The following is a 20,360-nucleotide window of genomic DNA, read 5'->3' as shown; positions in this document are numbered from 1 at the left end:
ACGTAGGGCGCAGCGGGAGAGGGCACGGGCGGGGCGGTGTCATGGACGCACATTGTGCGGCGGGCCGCCGCGACGGTTGTTTCCAAAGGTCCGACCCCGCCAGCCGGCAGCCGTCTCAGCGCGATGCGGGACTGAACATATCGACACGGTCGGTGATGACGCCGTCCGTGCCCAGGTCGATCAGGCGCTGCGCGGCCCATTCATCGTTGACCGTATAGCTGCTGCAGCGCAGGCCCGCGCCATGCACCTTGGCGACCAGAGCCGCATCCCACAGCGCATGGTTGAGCACCATGGCCGCGCAGCCCAGGTCCAGCGCGGTGCGCAGGTCGGCGTCGCCCGTGGCATCGGCCAGCTTGTCCACCAGCAGGCCCCGCGGAATGTGCGGTGCCGTGTCGCGTGCGCCCTTGAGCGCATCGGTCTTGAACGAAGTGAACAGCGGCTGGATGCGGTCCCTGGGCCAGATGCGGTTCATCAGCTCGCCCGTGGCGCGGCCCGTGGCCTCTTCCTGGCCGGGCGTGGGCTTGATCTCCACGTTCAGGAAGAAGTGGTTGGCCAGGCACCAGCGCGCCAGGGCTTCCAGCGTGGGCAGGGCCTCGCCCGCAAAGGCGCGCGAGTGCCAGCTGCCGGCGTCCAGCTGGGCGATCTCGCCCATGGACAGGTCGCCACCCGTGCCGTGGCCGTTGGTGGTGCGCTCCAGCGTGGCGTCGTGCATCAGGAACAGCACGCCGTCGGCAGACAGCTTGGCATCGCACTCGAACATGCGATAGCCGTGCGCGGCGCCCAGGCGGAAGGCGGCCATGGTGTTCTCGGGCGCCAGCTTGCCAGCGCCACGGTGGGCCACCCACAGGGGGTAGGGCCAGGATTTCAGGTTCTCGGTCATGGCGAGTCCGTCAAAAGAAGGGAGCTTGGATGGAAAAAGAGAGCCTCTGGGGCTCTCTTGGAAAAGGTCGGAGATCCGGCCTTCAGGGGATCAGATCCGCTTTCCGGATTCTGCGTCGAACCAGTGCAGGCGACGCTCTTCGGAAGGACGCACGCGCATGGTCTCGCCGGACTTGGGGAAGGGCGCGCCTTCGTCGATGCGCACCGTCATCGTCTCGCCATTGAGCGAACCATAGACCAGGCGCTCGGCACCCAGCATTTCAACGGTGTCCACCTTGATTTCCCAGCCGCCTTCGCTGACGACGACCAGGTGCTCGGGGCGGATGCCCAGGATGCGGCCGGCCGTGCCGCCGGGCGCGTTCTTGAGCAGGTTCATCGGGGGCGAGCCGATGAAGCTGGCCACGAAGGTGGAGGCGGGCGTGTGGTAGACCTCTTCGGGCGTGCCGAACTGCTCCATCACGCCGCCGTTCATGACGATCATGCGCTGGGCCAGGGTCATGGCCTCGACCTGGTCGTGGGTCACGAACAGGCTGGTGATGCCCAGCTCGGCGTGCAGCTTCTGTATCTCGATGCGGGTCTGGCCGCGCAGCTTGGCGTCCAGGTTGGACAGCGGCTCGTCGAACAGAAAGACCTTGGGCTGGCGCACGATGGCGCGGCCCATGGCCACGCGCTGGCGCTGGCCGCCCGACAGCTGGCGCGGCTTGCGGTCCAGCAGGTGGGACAGCTCCAGGATCTTGGCGGCCTTGTCCACGCGGCGCTTGATCTCCTCGGGCGGCACCTTGGCGATCTTCAGGCCGTAGGCCATGTTCTCGTAGTTCGACATATGCGGGTACAGCGCATAGTTCTGGAACACCATGGCGATGTCGCGCTTGGCCGGTTCCACGTCGTTGACCACCTTGTCGCCGATCAGCAACTGGCCGTCGGAGATCTCCTCCAGGCCCGCCACCATGCGCAGCAGGGTGGACTTGCCGCAGCCCGAAGGGCCGACGATGACGACGAACTCGCCGTCCTTGATTTCGGCGTTGACGCCGTGCAGTACCTGGTTGGCCGACGGGCCCTGGCCGTAGCGCTTGATCAGGTTGCGAAAGGAAATGGATGCCATACGAAGATTCTGGTTGAGTCGCAGAGCGAAGGGCGCTGGCGCTTGCTCTGCGGGGTTCTATACGGTGGGTTGGGGCGGCGGCGGGCGGTTTACTTTTCGGTGTCCACCAGGCCCTTGACGAACCAGCGCTGCATCAGGATCACCACGGCGGCGGGCGGCAGCATGGCCAGCAGGGCCGTCGCCATCACCACGTTCCAGTCATTGCCGGTATCGCCGCTGGCCACCATGCGCTTGATGCCGATGACCACGGGGTACATGTCTTCCGAGGTGGTCACGAGCAGCGGCCACAGGTACTGGTTCCAGCCGTAGATGAACTGGATCACGAACAGCGCCGCGATCGAGGTCTTGGACAGCGGCACCAGCACATCCTTGAAGAAGCGCATGGGGCCTGCGCCGTCGATGCGGGCGGCCTCCACCAGCTCGTCCGGCACCGTCAGGAAGAACTGGCGGAACAGGAAGGTGGCCGTGGCCGAGGCGATCAGCGGAATCGTCAGGCCGGCGTAGCTGTTGAGCATGCCCAGCGTGGAGACGACTTCGTAGGTGGGGCCGATGCGCACCTCCACGGGCAGCATCAGGGTCACGAAGATCAGCCAGAAGCAGATCTTCTTGAACGGGAAGCGGAAGTACACCAGCGCGAAGGCCGACAGCAGCGAGATCGCGATCTTGCCCACGGTGATCACCATGGCCGAGACGAAGCTGATCCACATCATGCGTGCCACGGGCGCGCTGGAGCCGGGGCCCGAGCCGCCGAACAGCGCGGCCTTGTAGGTTTCCCAGAAGTTGCTGCCGGGCACCAGGGGCATGGGCACCTGGATGATGTCCTGCGGCGTGTGCGTGGAGGCCACGAAGGCGAGGTACAGCGGAAAGCCGACGATGATCACGCCCAGCACCATGATCAGGTGCGAGAAAAAGGAGAGAAGGGGACTGCGTTCAACCATGATCAGTACTGCACTTTCTTCTCAACATAGCGGAACTGGATCACGGTCAGTGCAACCACGATCACCATCAGAACGACCGACTGCGCGGCCGAGCCGCTCATGTCCATGGCCTTGAAGCCGTCGTGATAGACCTTGTAGACCAGGATGGAGGTGTCCTGTCCCGGACCGCCCTGGGTCGTGGCGTCCACGATGCCGAAGGTGTCGAAGAAGGCGTAGACCACGTTCATCACCAGCAGGAAGAACGTGGTGGGCGACAGCAGCGGGAACTGGATGTCCCAGAAGCGGCGCATGGGGCCCGCGCCGTCGATGGCGGCGGCCTCGATCAGCGACTTGGGGATGGACTGCAGGCCCGCAAGGAAGAACAGGAAGTTGTAGGAAATCTGCTTCCAGATCGCGGCGATGACGATCAGCGTCATGGCGTTGCCGGAGTTCAGCAGGTGGTTCCAGTCATAGCCGATCATGCGCAGCGCATAGGCCACGACGCCGATGGACGGCGAGAACATGAACACCCACAGCACACCCGCCACGGCGGGCGCAACGGCATAGGGCAGCAGCAAGGCGGTCTTGTAGGCAAGCGCGCCCTTGATCACGCGGTCCGCAAAGATGGCCAGCATCAGCGACAGCGCAATGCCGAACACCGCCACCAGCACGGAAAAGATGGCCGTGGTCTTGAACGAGGCCAGGTAGGCAGGGTCATCCAGCAGGTGCTGGAAGTTGGCAAACCCGACCCATTCGGTGGAGAAGCCAAACGTATCCTGCGCCTGGAACGACTGCACGATGGCCTGGCCTGCAGGCCAGAAAAAGAAGACCAGCACGATGACCATCTGTGGTGCTATCAGCAACCACGGCAGCCAGGCGGATCGAAAAAGAACGCGTTTTTCCATGACGGAACTCGGTAGAACAAAACAGCCCGCAAACCGGATGGCCGTGGGGCCGCCGGTTGCGGGCCTGTGATGCACGGTGCGGGCTGCCTGCGCAGCGGCCACACCGCAGATCACATGGGAGGATTACTTGTTGGCCCGGGCGAAGCGGCCCAGTTGCTCGTTGCCACGGGTGACAGCGGTGTCCAGGGCTTGCTGGGGAGTCTTCTTGCCAGTCCAGATCTGTTCGGTTTCCTCATCGATGATGGTGCGGATCTGAACGAAGTTGCCCAGGCGGATGCCGCGCGACTTGTCGGTGGTCTTGCGGATCATCTGCGTCACGGCTGTGTCGGTGCCGGGATGCTTTTCGTAGAAGCCCGATGCCTCGGTCAGCTTGTACGCAGCGGTGGTCACGGGCAGGTAGCCGGTGCGCTGGTGGCTGGCGGACTGGATCTTGGTGTTGTTCAGGAAGTTGAAGAAGTCAGCCACGCCCTTGTAGCGTTCGGCGCTCTTGCCGGCCATCACCCACAGGGAGGCACCGCCGATGGCCGTGTTCTGGGGCGCGCCCTTCACATCGGCGTAGTAGGGCAGTTGCGACTGGCCGAAGGCGAACTTGCCTTCCTTGACCACGCGGGCATACAGGCCGGAGGAGCCGGTGATCATCGCGCACTCGCCGGAAGCGAAGGCAGCGTCAGGCACGTTGCCGCGGCCCTTGTAGACGAAGCTGCCATCCTTGGCGGCCTTGGCCAGGTTCTCGAAGTGCTTGACGTGCAGCGGCGAGTTGAACACCAGCTTGGCATCGGTGCCGTCAAAGCCGTTGTTCTTGGTCGCGTACAGGGTGTTGTGCCACAGCGAGAAGCTCTCCAGCTGGGTCCAGCTCATCCAGCTCGTGGTCAGTGCGCAGCGGTGGCCCGAGGCCTTGAGCTTTTCGGCGGCGGCGAACACTTCGGGCCAGGTCTTGGGCGGCTTGTTCTCGTCCAGGCCTGCCTTCTTGAAGGCGTCCTTGTTGTAGTAGAAGATGGTGGTCGAGCTGTTGAGCGGGTAGCTCATCATCTGGCCGTTGGGGGCGGTGTAGTAGCCGGCCACGGCGGAGATGTACTCGCCCTGGTCGAACTTGAAGCCGCCGTCGTTCATGATCTTGGTGACGGGCACCACGGCGCCCTTGGAGGCCATCATGGTGGCCGTGCCCACTTCGAAGACCTGCAGGATGTCAGGCGCGTTGCCGGCGCGGAACGCGGCGATGGCGGCCGTCATCGACTCGTCATACTGGCCCTTGTACGTCGGCACGATCTTGTACTGGGTCTGGCTGGCGTTGTACTCCTTGGCCAGGTCGTTCACCCAGTCGCCCAGGGCTGCGCTCATCGAGTGCCACCACTGGATTTCGGTTTGGGCTTGTGCCGAGATGGTGGTGGCCGCGATCGCGGCTGCCATGGCCAGTTGCTTCAGTTGCATGAGGACTCCTCTAGTTCGGTGACGGTTTCAGACCGCTGCCACGGTAAGGCAGGGGCATGACATGTCTGTGTCATTGTTTTCGGATGCTTCGTACCGCACTACAGGCCAAACCCGGTGAGCCGCTGGTCCCGTATGTCAGTCGTGTGACAAAAAATGACACGCGAAGCGGCGCTATTTTAGGTCAATACCATTTCGTTTCAAAAGCCGGGTTGTTCGTATTGGCTCGTTTGTGCTCTTTCTGTATAAGGCACCTTCACCGGGCTCCGCAAGATCCCGCCACGTTGGCGAGGGCTGGCTTCGCGGGCCGAGACGGCGCGCCGTCCAGAGCCCCGTGGGAAGCGCATCCCCGGGGCGCTCGCTTAAAATTGCGCTCCCACTTGGCTTAGCGGCGCCCCGAGAGCGCCAGACACGGTCTACCCCATGAATGTACCGATTGCGTTGGCAGCCCTGCAGGCACAGGCTGCCGAACCTGCACGTCTGCGAGAGATTCCCTACAACTACACCTCGTTTTCCGATCGCGAGATCGTGATCCGCCTGCTGGGCACGTCCATGTGGGATGTGCTCAACCAGCTGCGCCAGGAGCGGCGCACGGGCCGCTCCGCCCGCATGCTCTATGAGGTGCTGGGGGACATCTGGGTCGTTCAGCGCAATCCCTACCTGCAGGACGACCTGCTGCACAGTCCCGACCGCCGCAAGTCGCTGGTGGAGGCCCTGGAGCACCGCCTGGGCGAGATCGACAAGCGCCGTGCTCCGCAGCAGGACCCCGTGCGCGATGCGCTGGTGGGCCAGCTGGTGGATGCAGCGCGCCGCGCCGTGCATGAGTTCAACGCCACCTTCGTCGAGGCCGAGCAACTGCGCCGCCGGGTGCAAAAGAGCCTGGGCCGCCACACGGCCAAGGACAACATCAAGTTCGACGGTCTGTCGCGCGTGGCCCATGTGACGGATGCCACCGACTGGCGCGTCGAATACCCCTTCGTGGTGCTCACCCCCGATACAGAAGCCGAGATGGCCGCCCTGGTGCGTGCCTGTATCGAGCTGCGCCTGACCATCATTCCGCGCGGCGGCGGCACGGGCTACACGGGCGGTGCGATCCCGCTGACCTGGCGCAGCGTGGTGATCAATACCGAAAAGCTCGAAGCCATGACCGAGGTGGAGATGCGCCGCATTCCCGGCGTGGACCACGAGGTGCCCACCATCTTCACCGAAGCCGGCGTGGTCACGCAGCGCGTGGCCGATGCGGCCGAGCGCGCGGGCTTCGTCTTCGCCGTGGACCCCACATCGGCCGAGGCCTCATGCATCGGCGGCAACGTCGCCATGAATGCGGGCGGCAAGAAGGCCGTGCTCTGGGGCACGGCGCTGGACAACCTGGTGTCCTGGCGCATGGTCACGCCCGATGCGCAGTGGCTGGAAGTCACGCGCGTGGGCCACAACCTCGGCAAGATCCATGACGCTGAGATGGCCAGCTTCGAGCTGCAGTACTTCGAGGCAGACGGCAAGACCCCCATCCGCAGCGAGCGGCTGGACATTCCTGGCCAGAAATTCCGCAAGGAAGGCCTGGGCAAGGACGTGACCGACAAGTTCCTGTCGGGCCTGCCGGGCATCCAGAAGGAAGGCTGCGACGGCCTGATCACCAGCGCGCGCTGGGTGGTGCACCGCATGCCCGAGCACACGCGCACGGTCTGCATGGAGTTCTTCGGCAACGCCAAGGACGCCGTGCCCAGCATCGTCGAGATCAAGGACTTCATGTTCGCCGAGCAAAAGCGCTCGGGCGTGCTGCTGGCCGGCCTGGAACACCTGGACGACCGCTACCTGAAGGCCGTGGGCTACGCCACCAAGAGCAAGAAGGGCAACGGCCATCTGCCCAAGATGGTGCTGCTGGGCGACATTGCCGGCGACAACGCCGACGATGTGGCCCGCGTGGCCGCCGAGGTGGTGCGCATTGCCAACTCGCGCAACGGTGAAGGCTTCACGGCCGTCAGCGCCGAGGCGCGCAAGAAATTCTGGCTGGACCGCAAGCGCACGGCCGCCATCTCGCGCCATACCAACGCCTTCAAGATCAACGAAGACGTGGTGATCCCGCTGCCCCGCATGTGGGAGTACACCGACGGCATCGAGCGCATCAACATCGAACTGTCGCTGCGCAACAAGCTCAAGCTGTGCGATGCGCTGACGGACTTCTTCCAGCACGGCGACCTGCCGCTGGGCAAGCAGGACGATGCGGGCGACATTCCATCGGCCGAGCTGCTGGAGGACCGCGTGCAGCAGGCCCTGGCCCTGGTGGCCGACGTGCGCACGCTGTGGCAGGGCTGGCTCGACGATGTCGAGAACCTCTTCCCGCAGCTGCAGGACCATACGCTGCGCGCCAGCTGGAAGACCCAGCTGAAGGCGCCCATGGCCCAGATCTTCGCGGGCGCGGCCTTCCAGCCTCTGCTGGCCGAAGTCAACGCCATCCACCAGCGCGTGCTCAAGGGCCGTGTCTGGGTGGCGCTGCACATGCACGCCGGCGACGGCAACGTGCACACCAACATTCCGGTCAACAGCGACGACTACGAGATGCTGCAGACCGCCCATGAGGCCGTGGCACGCATCATGGTGCTTGCGCGCCATCTGGACGGCGTGATCTCGGGCGAGCACGGCATCGGCATCACCAAGCTGGAATTCCTCAGCGACGACGAGCTGGCGCCCTTTGCCGCCTACAAGCAGCGCGTGGACCCCGAAGGCCGCTTCAACAAGGGCAAGCTGATCCGCAACGAGAAGCTGCAGGCCGTGGTGGGCCAGAGCCATGACGGCCGCTCGCCGCGCGAATCGCTGATGTTCGCCGACCTGACCAACGCCTACACGCCCAGCTTCGGCCTGATGGGGCACGAGTCGCTGATCATGCAGCAGAGCGACATCGGCGCCATCGCCGACTCGGTCAAGGACTGCCTGCGCTGCGGCAAGTGCAAGCCCGTGTGCGCCACCCATGTGCCGCGCGCCAACCTGCTGTACAGCCCGCGCAACAAGATCCTGGCGACCTCGCTGCTGGTCGAGGCCTTCCTCTACGAGGAGCAGACGCGCCGCGGCGTGTCGCTGCGCCACTGGCAGGAGTTCGAGGACGTGTCGGACCACTGCACGGTCTGCCACAAGTGCTTCAACCCCTGCCCGGTGAAGATCGACTTCGGCGATGTGACCATGAACATGCGCAATTTGCTGCGCAAGATGGACAAGAAGAGCTTCAGGCCCGGCAACAAGCTGGCCATGGCCATGCTCAACGCCACCAATCCGGACACCATCAAGTTCATGCGCTCGGCCATGGTCGGCGTGGGCTTCAAGGCCCAGCGCCTGGCCTCCGACGTGCTGCACAGCCTGGCCAAGAAGCAGACCCAGCGTCCACCGGCCTCGGTGGGGCGCGCTCCCCTCAAGGAGCAGGTGATCCACTTCGTCAACAAGAAGCTGCCCGGCGGCCTGCCCAACAAGACGGCGCGCGCCCTGCTGGACATCGAGGACAAGGACTACGTGCCCATCATCCGCAGCCCGCAGACCACGAGCGCGGACACCGAGGCGGTGTTCTACTTCCCCGGCTGCGGCTCCGAGCGCCTGTTCAGCCAGGTGGGCCTGGCCACCCAGGCCATGCTCTGGCATGCCGGCGTGCAGACCGTGCTGCCACCCGGCTACCTGTGCTGCGGCTATCCCCAGCGCGGCAGTGGCCAGTTCGACAAGGCCGAGAAGATGATCACGGACAACCGCGTGCTCTTCCACCGCGTCGCCACCACGCTCAACTACCTGGACATCAAGACCGTGGTGGTCAGCTGCGGCACCTGCTACGACCAGTTGCAGGGCTACGAGTTCGGCAAGATCTTCCCGGGCAGCCGCATCATCGACATCCACGAGTACCTGCTGGAAAAGGGCGTGACGCTGCAGGGCAAGGAGGGCTACCTCTACCACGACCCCTGCCACTCGCCCATGAAGCTGCAGGACCCCATGAAGACCGTCAAGGCCCTGGTCGGCGACGGCGTGATCAAGAGTGAGCGCTGCTGCGGCGAATCGGGCACGCTGGGCGTCACGCGCCCCGACATCTCCACGCAGATCCGCTTCCGAAAGGAAGAGGAACTCAAGAAGGGCGAGGCCGCGCTGCGCGCCAGCGGCGCCCTGGCCGAGAAGGACAACGTGAAGATCCTCACCAGCTGCCCCAGCTGCCTGCAGGGCCTGTCGCGCTACGGTGGCGATATGAACAACGGCCTGCTGGAAGCCGACTACATCGTGGTCGAGATGGCGCGCCAGATCCTGGGCGAGAACTGGATGGCCGAATATGTTCAGCGCGCCAACGCCGGCGGCATCGAACGGGTGCTGGTCTGATGGCTGCTCCCGCTTCCTGCCCCCTGTGCGCCACAGAAGGCGGCGTGCCCATCTGGCGCGGCCCGCGCCTGCGAGTGATCCGCGCGCAGGAGGAGGGCTTTCCGGCCTTCTACCGCGTGGTCTGGAATGCGCATGCGGCCGAGTTCTCCGACCTGGACGCCGCCGACCGCCAGCACTGCATGGATGCCGTGGTCGTGGTCGAGCGCGTCTTGCGTGAGCGCCTTGCGCCGACCAAGATCAACCTGGCGGCACTGGGCAACATGGTGCCGCACCTGCACTGGCATGTGATTGCGCGCTTTGACTGGGACAGCCATTTTCCGGGCGCGGTCTGGGCCCCGGCCCAGCGCCCGCGCAATGCCGAGCGCGAGGCCGAGGTGGCAGCGCGCTTGCCAGCCATAGACACGGCGCTGGTCCAGGCACTCGATGCCTGGCAACAGCACCCCGCCACTGAATGAGGAGCACCGCATGGCCGGCCTGACCCCTGACACCCCAACCCCCGAAGCCCTGACCGTGCACGGCGCATCGCGCGTGCTGGAAGTCGCCTACTCCGACGGCGCAAGCTTTCGCATCCCCTTCGAGCTGCTGCGCGTGTACTCGCCCTCGGCCGAAGTCCAGGGCCATGGCCCGGGCCAGGAAGTGCTGCAGACGGGCAAGCGCGAGGTGTCCATCACGGCCATCGAGCCCGTGGGCAACTACGCCATCAAGCCCTTCTTCAGCGACGGGCATGAAAGCGGCCTGTACACCTGGGAATACCTCTACGAACTGGGCCGCCGCCAGGACGAGTTCTGGGCGCAGTACCTGGACCGGCTGCAGGAGTCCGGCATGGACCGCGACACGCCCATGCCCGGCAAGGCCAGCGGCGGCGGACACGGCTGCGGCAGCCACTGACGCCGCGCACGGGTGCGCGCTGTATGGCGCCGTTCCCCTCGCACCACATTCCGGACCTCTGTACGGCACAGGGTTATTGGGGGTGGTGCTATATTTAAAATAGCTTAAAAGTCTTTGTTTGAAGGCGTTTCAAGCTGTTTGTTCTTGATAACCCTTGCCCGGCAAAGCCCGTGGCCACACGGGGTTGTCGCTGTACGCATTACTACTGCTTGCTTAGCATCGTTGTTATGAGCACCACACATTTCGGATTCCAGTCGGTGGACGAGCGCGAGAAGGCCAGCCGCGTGCGCGGCGTGTTCGACTCGGTCGCTTCGCGCTACGACGTCATGAACGACCTGATGTCGGGTGGTCTGCACCGTGCCTGGAAGGCCTATACGGTGATGGTGGCCAACCTCAAGGAAGGCGACAAGGCGCTGGACATCGCGGGTGGCACGGGCGATCTGGCCCTGGCCTTCGCCAAGAAGGTCGGCTCCACCGGCCAGGTGGTGCACACCGACATCAACGAAGCCATGCTGCGCGTGGGCCGCGACCGCCTGATCGACAAGGGCGTCATCCTGCCCACCATGGTCTGCGATGCAGAAGCCCTGCCGTTTCCCGACAACCATTTCGATCTGGTCAGCGTGGCCTTCGGCCTGCGCAACATGACCCACAAGGATGCGGCGCTCAAGGAAATGAACCGTGTCCTGCGCCCCGGCGGCAAGCTGCTGGTGCTGGAGTTCTCCAAGGTGGCCAAGCCCCTGGAGAAAGCCTACGACTGGTACTCCTTCAAGATTCTTCCGGCCATGGGCAAGCTCGTGGCGGGCGATGACGCCAGCTACCGCTATCTGGCCGAGTCCATCCGCATGCACCCCGGCCAGGAGGATCTCAAGCGCCTGATGCAGGAATGCGGCTTCGGCCATGTGGACTATCACAACATGACGGGCGGTATTGCGGCGCTGCATGTGGGAATCAAGTGCTGAGCGCGTGAGGCGTTCGGTGAGGTGACGGCAACACGATTATTCGAGGAGATGACATGAAAAAGCTATGGTCTATGGTCTTGGTCGCAATGCTGGTGGTGGTCCACGGCACGGCCGACGCCAAGCGCATGGGCGGTGGCGGATCGGTGGGCAAGCAGTCGAGCAATGTGACGCAGCGTGAAGCTACGCGCGCGCCGGCGCAGAACACGCCGCCGCAGAACGCCGCCACACAGAACGCTGCGGGCAAGCCTGCAACGCCGCCTGCGGCCGCTCCGGCCAAGAAGCCCTGGGGCGCCATGCTCGGCGGCCTGGCCGCCGGCCTGGGCCTGGCCTGGCTGGCCCACTCGCTGGGCCTGGGCGCCGCCTTCGGCCAGTTCCTGCTGATCGCCCTGCTGGCCCTGGTCATCATGGTCGTGGTGGGCATGGTCATGCGCTCGCGCCGTGCAGCGGCCGGTGCGCAGCAGGCATCGTCCAGCCCCTTCGCCTTCCAGAACGCGGCCCCTGCGGGCGCGGGCAACATGGGTGGCAACGTGGACAGCGCACCGCTGGCACGCCAGTACAACCCCGAGAAGGTCGGCAACGACGCCTCGGCCCGTCCCTGGGAGCAGAACCACCAGCCGGCCGCCCTGGCCTCGGGTTCCGGCGTGCAGATCGGCTCTGCCCTGGCAGGCTCGCAGAACTGGGGTGTGCCTGAAGGCTTCGACACCGAAGGCTTCCTGACGGCTGCCAAGCGCAACTTCGTCACGCTGCAATCGGCATGGGACCGCTCGGACATCGCTTCGCTGCGCGCCATGATGACCGACGAGATGCTGACCGAGATCCGTGGCCAGCTCAGCGAGCGCGAGGTGCAGCGCCCTGGCCAGCCCAACCAGACCGACGTGGTCATGATCGATGCCCAGTTGCTGGGCATCGAGGATCTGGGCAATGACTACATGGCCAGCGTGGAATTCTCGGGAATGATCCGCGAGGACGCCTCGGCAGGCCCCACGCCCTTCCGCGAGGTCTGGAACATGACCAAGCCCAAGAGCGGCAGCAGCGGCTGGCTGGTCGCCGGCGTCCAGGCACTGCAGTAAGTAATTTGCAGAGGACCGGCGCAAGCCAGGGATGCGACAGGCGGTCACGCCATGGGCTGGCCACTTGTCTCGACCGGATTTGCGTCGGCCGCATCCTCTCACTTCGGGAATAATCGGGGACTATGGCAACACAGTCCCCTTTTTCTTTTCTGAACGGTCTCATGGAACGCGTGATGGCCGGTCCGCAACCGCCGCAATGGCTGGTCAGCGAGGTGCATCAGCGCCTCGTGCTGTTCCTCAACCATGTGCTGATGCAGGAGAAAGAGGCGATGGAGCGCCTCGTGCGGCAAAAGGGCCGCGTGGCGCGCGTGCAGTGGCGCGGCTACTCCATGGCCCTGCAGATCACGCCCGCCGGCCTGTTCAACGTGGCTCCCGAAGGCGCGCAGCCCGACCTGCTGCTTGAAGTCACCGAGACCTCCCCGCTGGCCCTGGCCCAGGTGGCCCTGCGCGGAGACAAGCCCTCCATCCGCATCGAGGGCGACGTGCAACTGGCCGCCGACATCAACTGGCTGGTGGACCACGTCGAATGGGACGTGGAGGAAGACCTGGCCCGCATCATCGGCGATGCGCCCGCGCACACCGTGGCCAAGGTCGCGCGCAGCGCCGCCCAGGCACTGCGCCAGTTCGTAGGCGCCCGCATGGCCGGCAAGCCCGATGCCGATGCCCCCGCCCCCGAGGCCGCACGTGCCTCAGCGCCCGCCAGCGCGCCCGTTGGTTCCCCCGTGGTATCCCTGCCCGGTTTCGAGAACGACAAGCCATGAGCCGGTTTCTTCGCGGGCTGACCATCCTCTGGGTGGTGTTCCGCTACGGACTCGATGAACTGGTGCTGTCGAGCTTCGAGCATCCCTGGATGCGCCGCGCACGCGCGGTGCTCACGCTGGGCCGGCGGCTGGACAAGCCGCGCGGCCAGCGCCTGCGCGAGGCCCTGGAAGAGCTGGGACCCATCTTCGTGAAGTTCGGCCAGGTGCTGTCCACGCGCAGCGACCTGATGCCGCCCGACGTGGCCGAGGAGCTGGCCCGGTTGCAGGACCGCGTGCCGCCCTTCGATTCGCAGATTGCGGTGGACACCATCGAGCGCGCCTTCCGCAAGAAGCTGGACCAGATCTTCGTGAGCTTCGAGCGCGAGCCGGTGGCCAGTGCCTCCATCGCCCAGGTGCACTTTGCCGTGATCAGCGACCGCAACGGCGTGCAGCGCGACGTGGCCGTCAAGGTGCTGCGTCCGGGCATGAAGACCGTGATCGACAAGGACCTGGCGCTGATGCACATGATGGCGCGCTGGGTCGAGCGCCTGTCGGCCGACGGCAAGCGCCTCAAGCCCCGCCAGGTCGTGGCCGAGTTCGACAACTACCTGCACGACGAGCTGGACCTGATCCGCGAAGCCTCCAACGCCGCGCAGTTGCGCCGCAACATGGAAGGGCTGGACCTGGTGCTGATCCCCGAGGTGTACTGGGATTTCTGCCGCAACGACGTGATGGTCATGCAGCGCATGACCGGCGTGCCCATCAGCCAGGTCGAGCGCCTGCGCGAAGCCGGCGTGGACATCCCCAAGCTGGCACGCGACGGCGTGACCATCTTCTTCACCCAGGTCTTTCGCGACGGCTTCTTTCACGCCGACATGCACCCGGGCAACATCATGGTCAGCCTGGAGCCCGAGACCTTCGGGCGCTACATCTCGCTGGACTTCGGCATCGTCGGCACGCTGACCGAGTACGACAAGGAATACCTGGCGCAGAACTTCACGGCGTTCTTCCGCCGTGACTACAAGCGCGTGGCCGAGCTGCACATCGAAAGCGGCTGGGTGCCGCCGAGCACGCGCGTGGACGAACTGGAGGCCGCCATCCGCGCCGTCTGCGAGCCGTACTTCGACCGTCCGCTGGCCGAGATTTCGCTGGGCATGGTGCTGATGCGCCTGTTCCAGACCTCGCGCCGCTTTCAAGTCGAGATCCAGCCGCAACTGGTGCTGCTGCAAAAGACGCTGCTCAACATCGAAGGCCTGGGGCGCCAGCTGGACCCCAACCTGGACCTGTGGAGCACGGCCAAGCCCTTCCTCGAAAAATGGATGCTGGACCAGATGGGCCCGCAACGGCTGTGGCGCGAGCTGCTGGCCGAGGCGCCGCGCTATGCCAAGCTCATTCCCGAGCTGCCGCGCCTGATCCATCGCCGGCTCACGCGCAACTCCGGCGAGCACGACGAACTGCTCAAGGAGCTGCTGCAGCAGCAAAAGCTCACCAACCGCCTGTTGCAGGCCATCGTCAGCGCCGGTATCGGCTTTGTCATAGCGCTGATCCTGCTGCAACTGGTGGTGCGGCTGCGCTGGTACTGAGAACACTGACGGGTTTCCGGACCTCTCCCTTTTCCCACTTTGAAACAGGAGTGCCAGCGTGCTGCTCTCTATGGTGATCGCCTACCTGTTCGTGACCATCGCCATCGGCCTGTGGGCGGCCAGGCGGGTCAAGAACACAGCCGACTTCGCAATTGCCGGGCGCCATCTGCCCATGTACATGATCATCACCACCACGTTTGCCACGTGGTTCGGCTCGGAGATCGTGCTCGGCGTGCCCGCCAAGTTCATCGAGGGCGGCCTGCGCGGCGTGGTCGAAGACCCGTTCGGCGCGGGCATGTGCCTGATCCTGGTGGGCCTGTTCTTCGCGGGCAAGCTGTACCGCATGACGCTGCTGACCATCAGCGACTACTACCGCCACCGCTATGGCCGGTCCATCGAGATCGTCTGCTCGCTGATCATCATGCTCAGCTACCTGGGCTGGGTCTCGGCCCAGGTCACGGCCCTGGGCCTGGTGTTCAACCTGCTGTCGGGCGGCACGGTCAGCATTCCCGTGGGCATGGCCATCGGCGTGGTGTCCATCCTGGCCTATACGCTGTTCGGCGGCATGTGGTCGGTGGCGGTGACGGACTTCCTGCAGATGATCATCCTGGTCGTCGGCCTGGTGGTGCTGGCCTGGTTTGCCAGCGACATGGCTGGCGGTGCCGGCAAGGTCATCGACCTGGCCGTGAGCCGCGATCTGTTCCAGTTCTGGCCCGAGCCCAGCTGGCATGAAATCCTCTTCTTCTTTGGCGCGGCCATCACCATGATGCTGGGCTCCATTCCCCAGCAGGACGTGTTCCAGCGCGTGATGTCGGCCCACAGCGAGAAGGCCGCCACGCGCGGCACCGTCATCGGTGGCTCGGCCTATATCTGCTTCGCCTTCGTACCCATGTTCCTCGTGGCCAGCGCGCTGATCATCATGCCGCAGGAGGCAGCGGAGTTGCTCAAGCAGGACCCGCAGAAGGTGCTGCCCACCCTGGTCATGGACAAGATGCCCTTCGTCATGCAGGTGCTGTTCTTCGGCGCGCTGCTGTCGGCCATCAAGTCCTGTGCCTCGGCCACGTTGCTGGCGCCCAGCGTGACCTTCACCGAGAACATCTGGCGCCAGTTCCGCACCCAGGCCAGCGACCGGGAAATGCTGCTGGCCATGCGCATCAGCGTGCTCGTCTTCAGCATCTGCGTGCTGGCCTACTCGATCAAGATGGAAGGAACGCCCATCTATGAGCTGGTCTCCAGCGCCTACCAGGTGCCGCTGGTCGGCGCCTTCGTGCCGCTGGTCTTCGGGCTGTACTGGAAGCGCGCCACCACGCAGGGCGCCATTTGCGCCGTGGCACTGGGCATTGGCGTGTGGGTGGTCTTCATGACCACTCCTGCTTTGCACGAGGCATTTCCGCAGCAATTGGCGGGACTGCTGGCTGCAGTGACGGGGATGGTGGCCGGATCACTGGCGCCGCAGTGGCTAGCCAATCGCAGCGCAGACATTCTTGAATTCAGCCCTGAAAGGTAAGCGCCGTCACACCATCATTTGCAAAAACAATTGATGACAATCATCAATAGTTATTAACTATATAGTCGGCGGCTGGGATTGTGGAGGTCCCGGAATGCTGACTTGGGTGGTGTGAAGCACAGGTCGTGACAGTACGGCGGACCTCCGAATAGCAAACGCTTGGGAGGAAGCACCGTCATGAAAACACTCAAACTGATTGCGAGGGCTCGCCGGCTGAAGCTGCGGCCTGTCGCTGGCGTCCGGTTCCGATGGAGTTGGCTTGGAGGCGCCTTGCTTGTGCCAGCCCTGTGCGGCCAGGTGGCAATGGCTGCGCCGAGGATCCCGGTCGCTCCGGTCATTGTCTGGAGCGAGGACTTCGAAAACCCGCAGACACCCCCCATCACCACGGAGGGGCGGGATCTGCTGGTCTACCAGGGCGCGGACCCTGCGGGGCAGATGTATACCGCCGACCCCCTGTACCGGATGAGCGCCAACCAGTGCAATGGCATAGTCACGTCCTTCAACCAGGATCCAACTTCGGCGACGATGAGTGCGGCCTGCGGTTCCCAAGGCAATTGGAACGCCCTGCAGCAGATGGCGGAGGTCGCAGGGCGCTATCAGGGCCAGAGTGCGGCGGATGCGGTCAAAAATCACGTCATGGCGATGCTTACAGCGAATGGAACCTATCCTGCTGGCGCAATTGCCTTTCGCACCAAGGCCAATATTCCGCAAAGTTCCGGCAGCAGATTCCTCACGGCCCGTGCCGATGTGGTGGCGAACTTCTGCTCGTCAGGATTCGTCGCTCCGTTGCTGCGTTTTTCTCTTGTCAATGACGCTAATGCGGAACTGCCCATCTCCATGAACGCTGTCGATCCATGCGTGGATGGTGTGTCGTTCAATACGATGCCTATCGGTATTGGGATCATACAAACGGCCAGGGCCCAGACAGTGACCTCTCCCGGAGCCCTGCTCTTCAGCGGAGCCTCTGTCGGGTTTGTTCTGCACAACGACCAGACCAGCTCCATGGGCAACGATTCGTCGATCGACAACGCGCAGATCATCGATGTCACGCCGCAGCTGGACAAGGCCTTCTCGCCTGCCAGCATCCACCTCGGCCAGGTCTCCCGGCTGACCATGACCATCACCAATACGACCGATCTGCTGCGCAAGCGAGGCTGGTCGTTTACCGACAACCTGCCTGCAGGACTGGTCGTCGAGGGCAATGCCAGCACCACCTGCCCCGGCACGACCGTGCAGGCGGCAGCAGGCGGCAGCACCGTGACCGTGTCCAACGGAGACCTGGCCCAGGGCGCCGCCTTCTGCGAGGTGAGCCTCGACGTGCGTCCGACCGCGACAGGCAGCTTCACCAACGGTCCTTCCAACCTCAGTCTTATTGGCCTGAACCAGCCGGCCACACTGGCTGTGCTGGCGGTTGCGCCAGCGGCCGACATGCAGGCCACCAGCGTCGATCTTCCGCCGTCCATGACGGTGGGGGCACCGGTATCCGGCAGCTTCAGCTGCACCAATGCGGGACCCAGCCCTGCGGCGGCAGCATCGTGTGCCATTTCAGGTCTGCCGGCAGGCGCTTCCGTGTCCTGCACTCCCGCTGTTCCTACAGGATCGCCGCTGGCCGCAGGCGACAGCATCGCCTGCACGGTAGGCTTCACGCCTGCTGTCACGGGCGCCATCACGGCACTGGTGACGGCCGGCAGTGCAACGACAGATCTGGTGCCAAGCAACAATACGATGTCCTTCCCCTACAACCCAGGGGAGTCGGCGGACATGAGGGCCACGGAGCTGACCCTGCCGGCCTCCATGGCTGTGGGCACGCCGGCATCCGGCAGCTTCAGTTGCACCAACGCGGGGCCCAGCCCTGCGGCGGCAGCCTCGTGCGCCATTTCAGGTCTGCCCGCAGGCGCTTCCGTGTCCTGCACTCCCGCTGTACCTACAGGATCGCCGCTGGCCTCGGGCGCCCGCATTGACTGCACGGTGGGCTTCACGCCCACAGCGGGCGGGGCATTCACGGCCCTGGTCACCGCCGGCAGCGGCACGCCGGACCCGGTGCCTGCCAACAACACGACCTCGCGTCCCTACAGCCCCGGGGAGCGGGCCGACATGCAGGCCACCTCCATCACGCTTCCCCTGACCATGACGGTGGGCGCGCCGGTCTCCGGCAGTTTCAGCTGCACCAATGCCGGCCCCAGTGCGGCCACGGCGGCCTCGTGCGTGATCTCCGGCCTGCCAGCCGGGGCGACCACGTCCTGCACGCCCAGCGTGCCCACGGCCTCGCCATTGGCATCGGGCGGCAGCATCGCCTGCACAGTGCAGTTCACGCCCACCACAACGGGCACCATCGCGGCCTTGGTGACGGCGAGCAGCAGCACGGTGGATCCGGTGCCGGCCAACAACACCAAGGCCCACCCCTTCAACCCCGTGGAGCGGGCCGATATGCAGGCCACCAGCGTCACGCTGCCGGCCACCGCCAACGTGGGTGTTCCCGTGAAGGGATCGTTCGTCTGCACGAATGCCGGCCCCAATGCGGCGGCCTTTGCCAATTGCTCCATCGCAGGGCTGCCAGCGGGTGCCAGCACCTCATGCACGCCTGCGGTGTCGACTGGCGCGCCGCTGGCCTCGGGTGCCCGCATTTCCTGCACGGTGAGCTTCACGCCCACCACGCAGGGCAGCCTGACAGCCACGGTGACGGCGGTCAGTGGAACCACGGACCCGGAGCCGGCCAACAATTCGCGGGATCAGGAATTGGTGGTTGCTGCCGCATTGACACCGGAGCCGGTCCCCGCCACCGGGGTGCCTGCCCTGGTGCTGATGGGCCTTGCCGTCATGCTGGCCGGTATGGGGATGCAGCGGCGCCGGGCACGGCGCTGAACATGGACGCGGCAGGCGCCCCGGCAGCGGGGCTTGCCGGCACCGCCCTGATGGAATGCCAGTCCGCGCGACTGGCATTTTGCATTTCGGGCCATCAGGTACCGACTGATGCATGCGGCTTGCGGCTCTCCGGCCTGGGCCTTTGGGGGCAAGGCAGCCGCAGTATCGGGCGGATGCCTATAATCGAAAGTTTTGCATCTTCTCTCGTATAAGCATTAGCGCCATGCCTATTTATGCATACAAGTGTGGCTCCTGCGGTCATGCCAAGGACGTGCTGCGGAAAATCTCGGATGCTCCGCTGACGACCTGCCCGGCCTGTGGTGCCGAGGCCTTTTCCAAGCAGCTGACGGCTGCCGGCTTCCAGCTCAAGGGCTCGGGCTGGTACGCGACCGACTTCAAGAACAGCGGCAGCAAGAGCGCCGCCACGCCGGCTCCAGCGGCAGACACCCAGGCCTCGGATACATCTGCCGCACCTGCGGCAACTGCGCCTGCTGCGGCCCCCGCATCTGCTCCCGCACCCTCCACGGGCCATTAATCAAGGCTTGCATTTCTCATGTCCGCTCTGCGCAAATGGCTGTTCGCCGGCCTGCTGGTGATTGTTCCTCTGGTGATCACGCTGGGCGTGCTCAACTGGATCATCGGCACGCTGGACCAGACGCTGGCCATCCTGCCCGAGGCCTGGCATCCGGACCGGCTGCTGGGTTTCCACATTCCCGGCTTCGGCGTGGTGCTCACGCTGCTGATCCTGCTGGTGGTTGGCGCTGCGGCCAGCAACTTCATCGGCCGCAAGCTTGTCTCCTGGGGCGATGCGGTGGTCAGCCGCATTCCCGTGGTGCGCTCCATCTATTCCAGCGTCAAGCAGGTGTCCGACACCGTCTTCTCGGACAGTGGCAATGCGTTTCGCACCGCCGTGCTGGTGCAGTGGCCGCGCGAAGGCGTCTGGACCGTGGCCTTCGTCACCGGCTCGCCCAGCGGAGAGGTCGCCGCCTATCTGCGTGACGAATACCTGAGCGTCTTCGTGCCGACAACGCCGAACCCGACGGGCGGCTATTTCGTCATCGTTCGCAAGAGCGATTGCATCGAGCTGGAAATGAGCGTGGATGCCGCGCTCAAGTACATTGTTTCGATGGGCGTGGTGACTCCTCCGGATCTCACACTGCCCGCGGAATCCAAATAACAAACTGT

The 20,360-nt window shown here is 64.8% G+C and carries 16 protein-coding genes; 11 read left to right on the top strand and 5 right to left on the bottom strand.

The window, feature by feature from the left end; all coding sequences use genetic code 11:
* Positions 1-115 precede the first annotated feature (115 nt).
* From ugpQ to ugpB, 5 genes are all read right to left on the bottom strand, one after another.
* The gene (ugpQ, locus tag A4F85_RS25855; RefSeq protein WP_012207267.1) at positions 116-880 is read right to left on the bottom strand and encodes a glycerophosphodiester phosphodiesterase; all 765 of its coding nucleotides are present in this window, start codon (positions 878-880) and stop codon (positions 116-118) included.
* Positions 881-970: 90 nt separating this feature from the next.
* Positions 971-1,981, bottom strand: a complete 1,011-nt coding sequence (ugpC, locus tag A4F85_RS25850; RefSeq protein ID WP_034396898.1) for a sn-glycerol-3-phosphate ABC transporter ATP-binding protein UgpC — start codon at positions 1,979-1,981, stop codon at positions 971-973.
* Positions 1,982-2,070: 89 nt separating this feature from the next.
* A complete protein-coding gene (gene ugpE, locus A4F85_RS25845; protein WP_012207265.1) occupies positions 2,071-2,919 on the bottom strand; it encodes a sn-glycerol-3-phosphate ABC transporter permease UgpE in 849 nt (282 codons plus the stop codon).
* Between the two features lie 2 nt (positions 2,920-2,921).
* A complete protein-coding gene (ugpA, locus tag A4F85_RS25840; protein WP_012207264.1) occupies positions 2,922-3,803 on the bottom strand; it encodes a sn-glycerol-3-phosphate ABC transporter permease UgpA in 882 nt (293 codons plus the stop codon).
* Between the two features lie 123 nt (positions 3,804-3,926).
* Positions 3,927-5,231: a sn-glycerol-3-phosphate ABC transporter substrate-binding protein UgpB gene (gene ugpB, locus A4F85_RS25835; protein WP_013800834.1), complete on the bottom strand. Its 1,305-nt coding sequence runs from the start codon at positions 5,229-5,231 to the stop codon at positions 3,927-3,929.
* A gap of 420 nt (positions 5,232-5,651) precedes the next feature.
* Here ugpB and A4F85_RS25830 point away from each other — a divergent pair, with 420 nt between their 5' ends.
* The 11 genes from A4F85_RS25830 (at position 5,652) to A4F85_RS25785 (ending at position 20,352) form a co-directional block, all read left to right on the top strand.
* Positions 5,652-9,566 (top strand): DUF3683 domain-containing protein, encoded by a 3,915-nt coding sequence (locus tag A4F85_RS25830; protein ID WP_063328223.1) that lies wholly within the window; start codon positions 5,652-5,654, stop codon positions 9,564-9,566.
* Positions 9,566-10,021 carry an HIT family protein gene (locus A4F85_RS25825; protein ID WP_063328222.1) on the top strand — a complete coding sequence of 152 codons (456 nt, stop codon included), beginning with the start codon at positions 9,566-9,568 and terminating at the stop codon, positions 10,019-10,021. Before A4F85_RS25830 ends, A4F85_RS25825 begins: the two co-directional genes overlap by 1 nt.
* Positions 10,022-10,031: 10 nt before the next feature.
* Positions 10,032-10,454, top strand: coding sequence for a gamma-butyrobetaine hydroxylase-like domain-containing protein (locus A4F85_RS25820; RefSeq protein ID WP_013800837.1), 423 nt, complete (start codon positions 10,032-10,034; stop codon positions 10,452-10,454).
* A 227-nt stretch (positions 10,455-10,681) separates the two neighbouring features.
* Positions 10,682-11,413, top strand: a complete 732-nt coding sequence (ubiE, locus tag A4F85_RS25815) for a bifunctional demethylmenaquinone methyltransferase/2-methoxy-6-polyprenyl-1,4-benzoquinol methylase UbiE (RefSeq protein WP_013800838.1) — start codon at positions 10,682-10,684, stop codon at positions 11,411-11,413.
* Between the two features lie 53 nt (positions 11,414-11,466).
* Entirely contained in the window at positions 11,467-12,483 is a 1,017-nt protein-coding gene (locus tag A4F85_RS25810; RefSeq protein WP_012207258.1) for a Tim44 domain-containing protein, read from the top strand.
* A gap of 122 nt (positions 12,484-12,605) precedes the next feature.
* Complete coding sequence (locus tag A4F85_RS25805; protein ID WP_063328221.1) at positions 12,606-13,244, top strand: ubiquinone biosynthesis accessory factor UbiJ; 639 nt, start codon at positions 12,606-12,608, stop codon at positions 13,242-13,244.
* A complete protein-coding gene (gene ubiB / locus A4F85_RS25800) occupies positions 13,241-14,806 on the top strand; it encodes a ubiquinone biosynthesis regulatory protein kinase UbiB (protein ID WP_013800840.1) in 1,566 nt (521 codons plus the stop codon). Before A4F85_RS25805 ends, ubiB begins: the two co-directional genes overlap by 4 nt.
* A gap of 58 nt (positions 14,807-14,864) precedes the next feature.
* On the top strand, positions 14,865-16,313 hold the full coding sequence (locus A4F85_RS25795; RefSeq protein WP_063328220.1) for a sodium:solute symporter family protein: 1,449 nt from the start codon (positions 14,865-14,867) through the stop codon (positions 16,311-16,313).
* Positions 16,314-16,490: 177 nt separating this feature from the next.
* Positions 16,491-19,175 carry a DUF7933 domain-containing protein gene (locus A4F85_RS29900; RefSeq protein ID WP_231890629.1) on the top strand — a complete coding sequence of 895 codons (2,685 nt, stop codon included), beginning with the start codon at positions 16,491-16,493 and terminating at the stop codon, positions 19,173-19,175.
* 223 nt (positions 19,176-19,398) lie between these two features.
* Positions 19,399-19,710, top strand: coding sequence for an FmdB family zinc ribbon protein (locus tag A4F85_RS29895; protein ID WP_034396889.1), 312 nt, complete (start codon positions 19,399-19,401; stop codon positions 19,708-19,710).
* Between the two features lie 18 nt (positions 19,711-19,728).
* Positions 19,729-20,352 carry a DUF502 domain-containing protein gene (locus A4F85_RS25785; RefSeq protein WP_012207252.1) on the top strand — a complete coding sequence of 208 codons (624 nt, stop codon included), beginning with the start codon at positions 19,729-19,731 and terminating at the stop codon, positions 20,350-20,352.
* Positions 20,353-20,360: the final 8 nt, after the last annotated feature.

Source organism: Delftia sp. GW456-R20 (assembly GCF_001622915.1).
Taxonomy (GTDB): Bacteria; Pseudomonadota; Gammaproteobacteria; order Burkholderiales; family Burkholderiaceae_C; genus Comamonas; species Comamonas acidovorans.
This window is presented reverse-complemented; position numbering and strand designations above follow the sequence as displayed.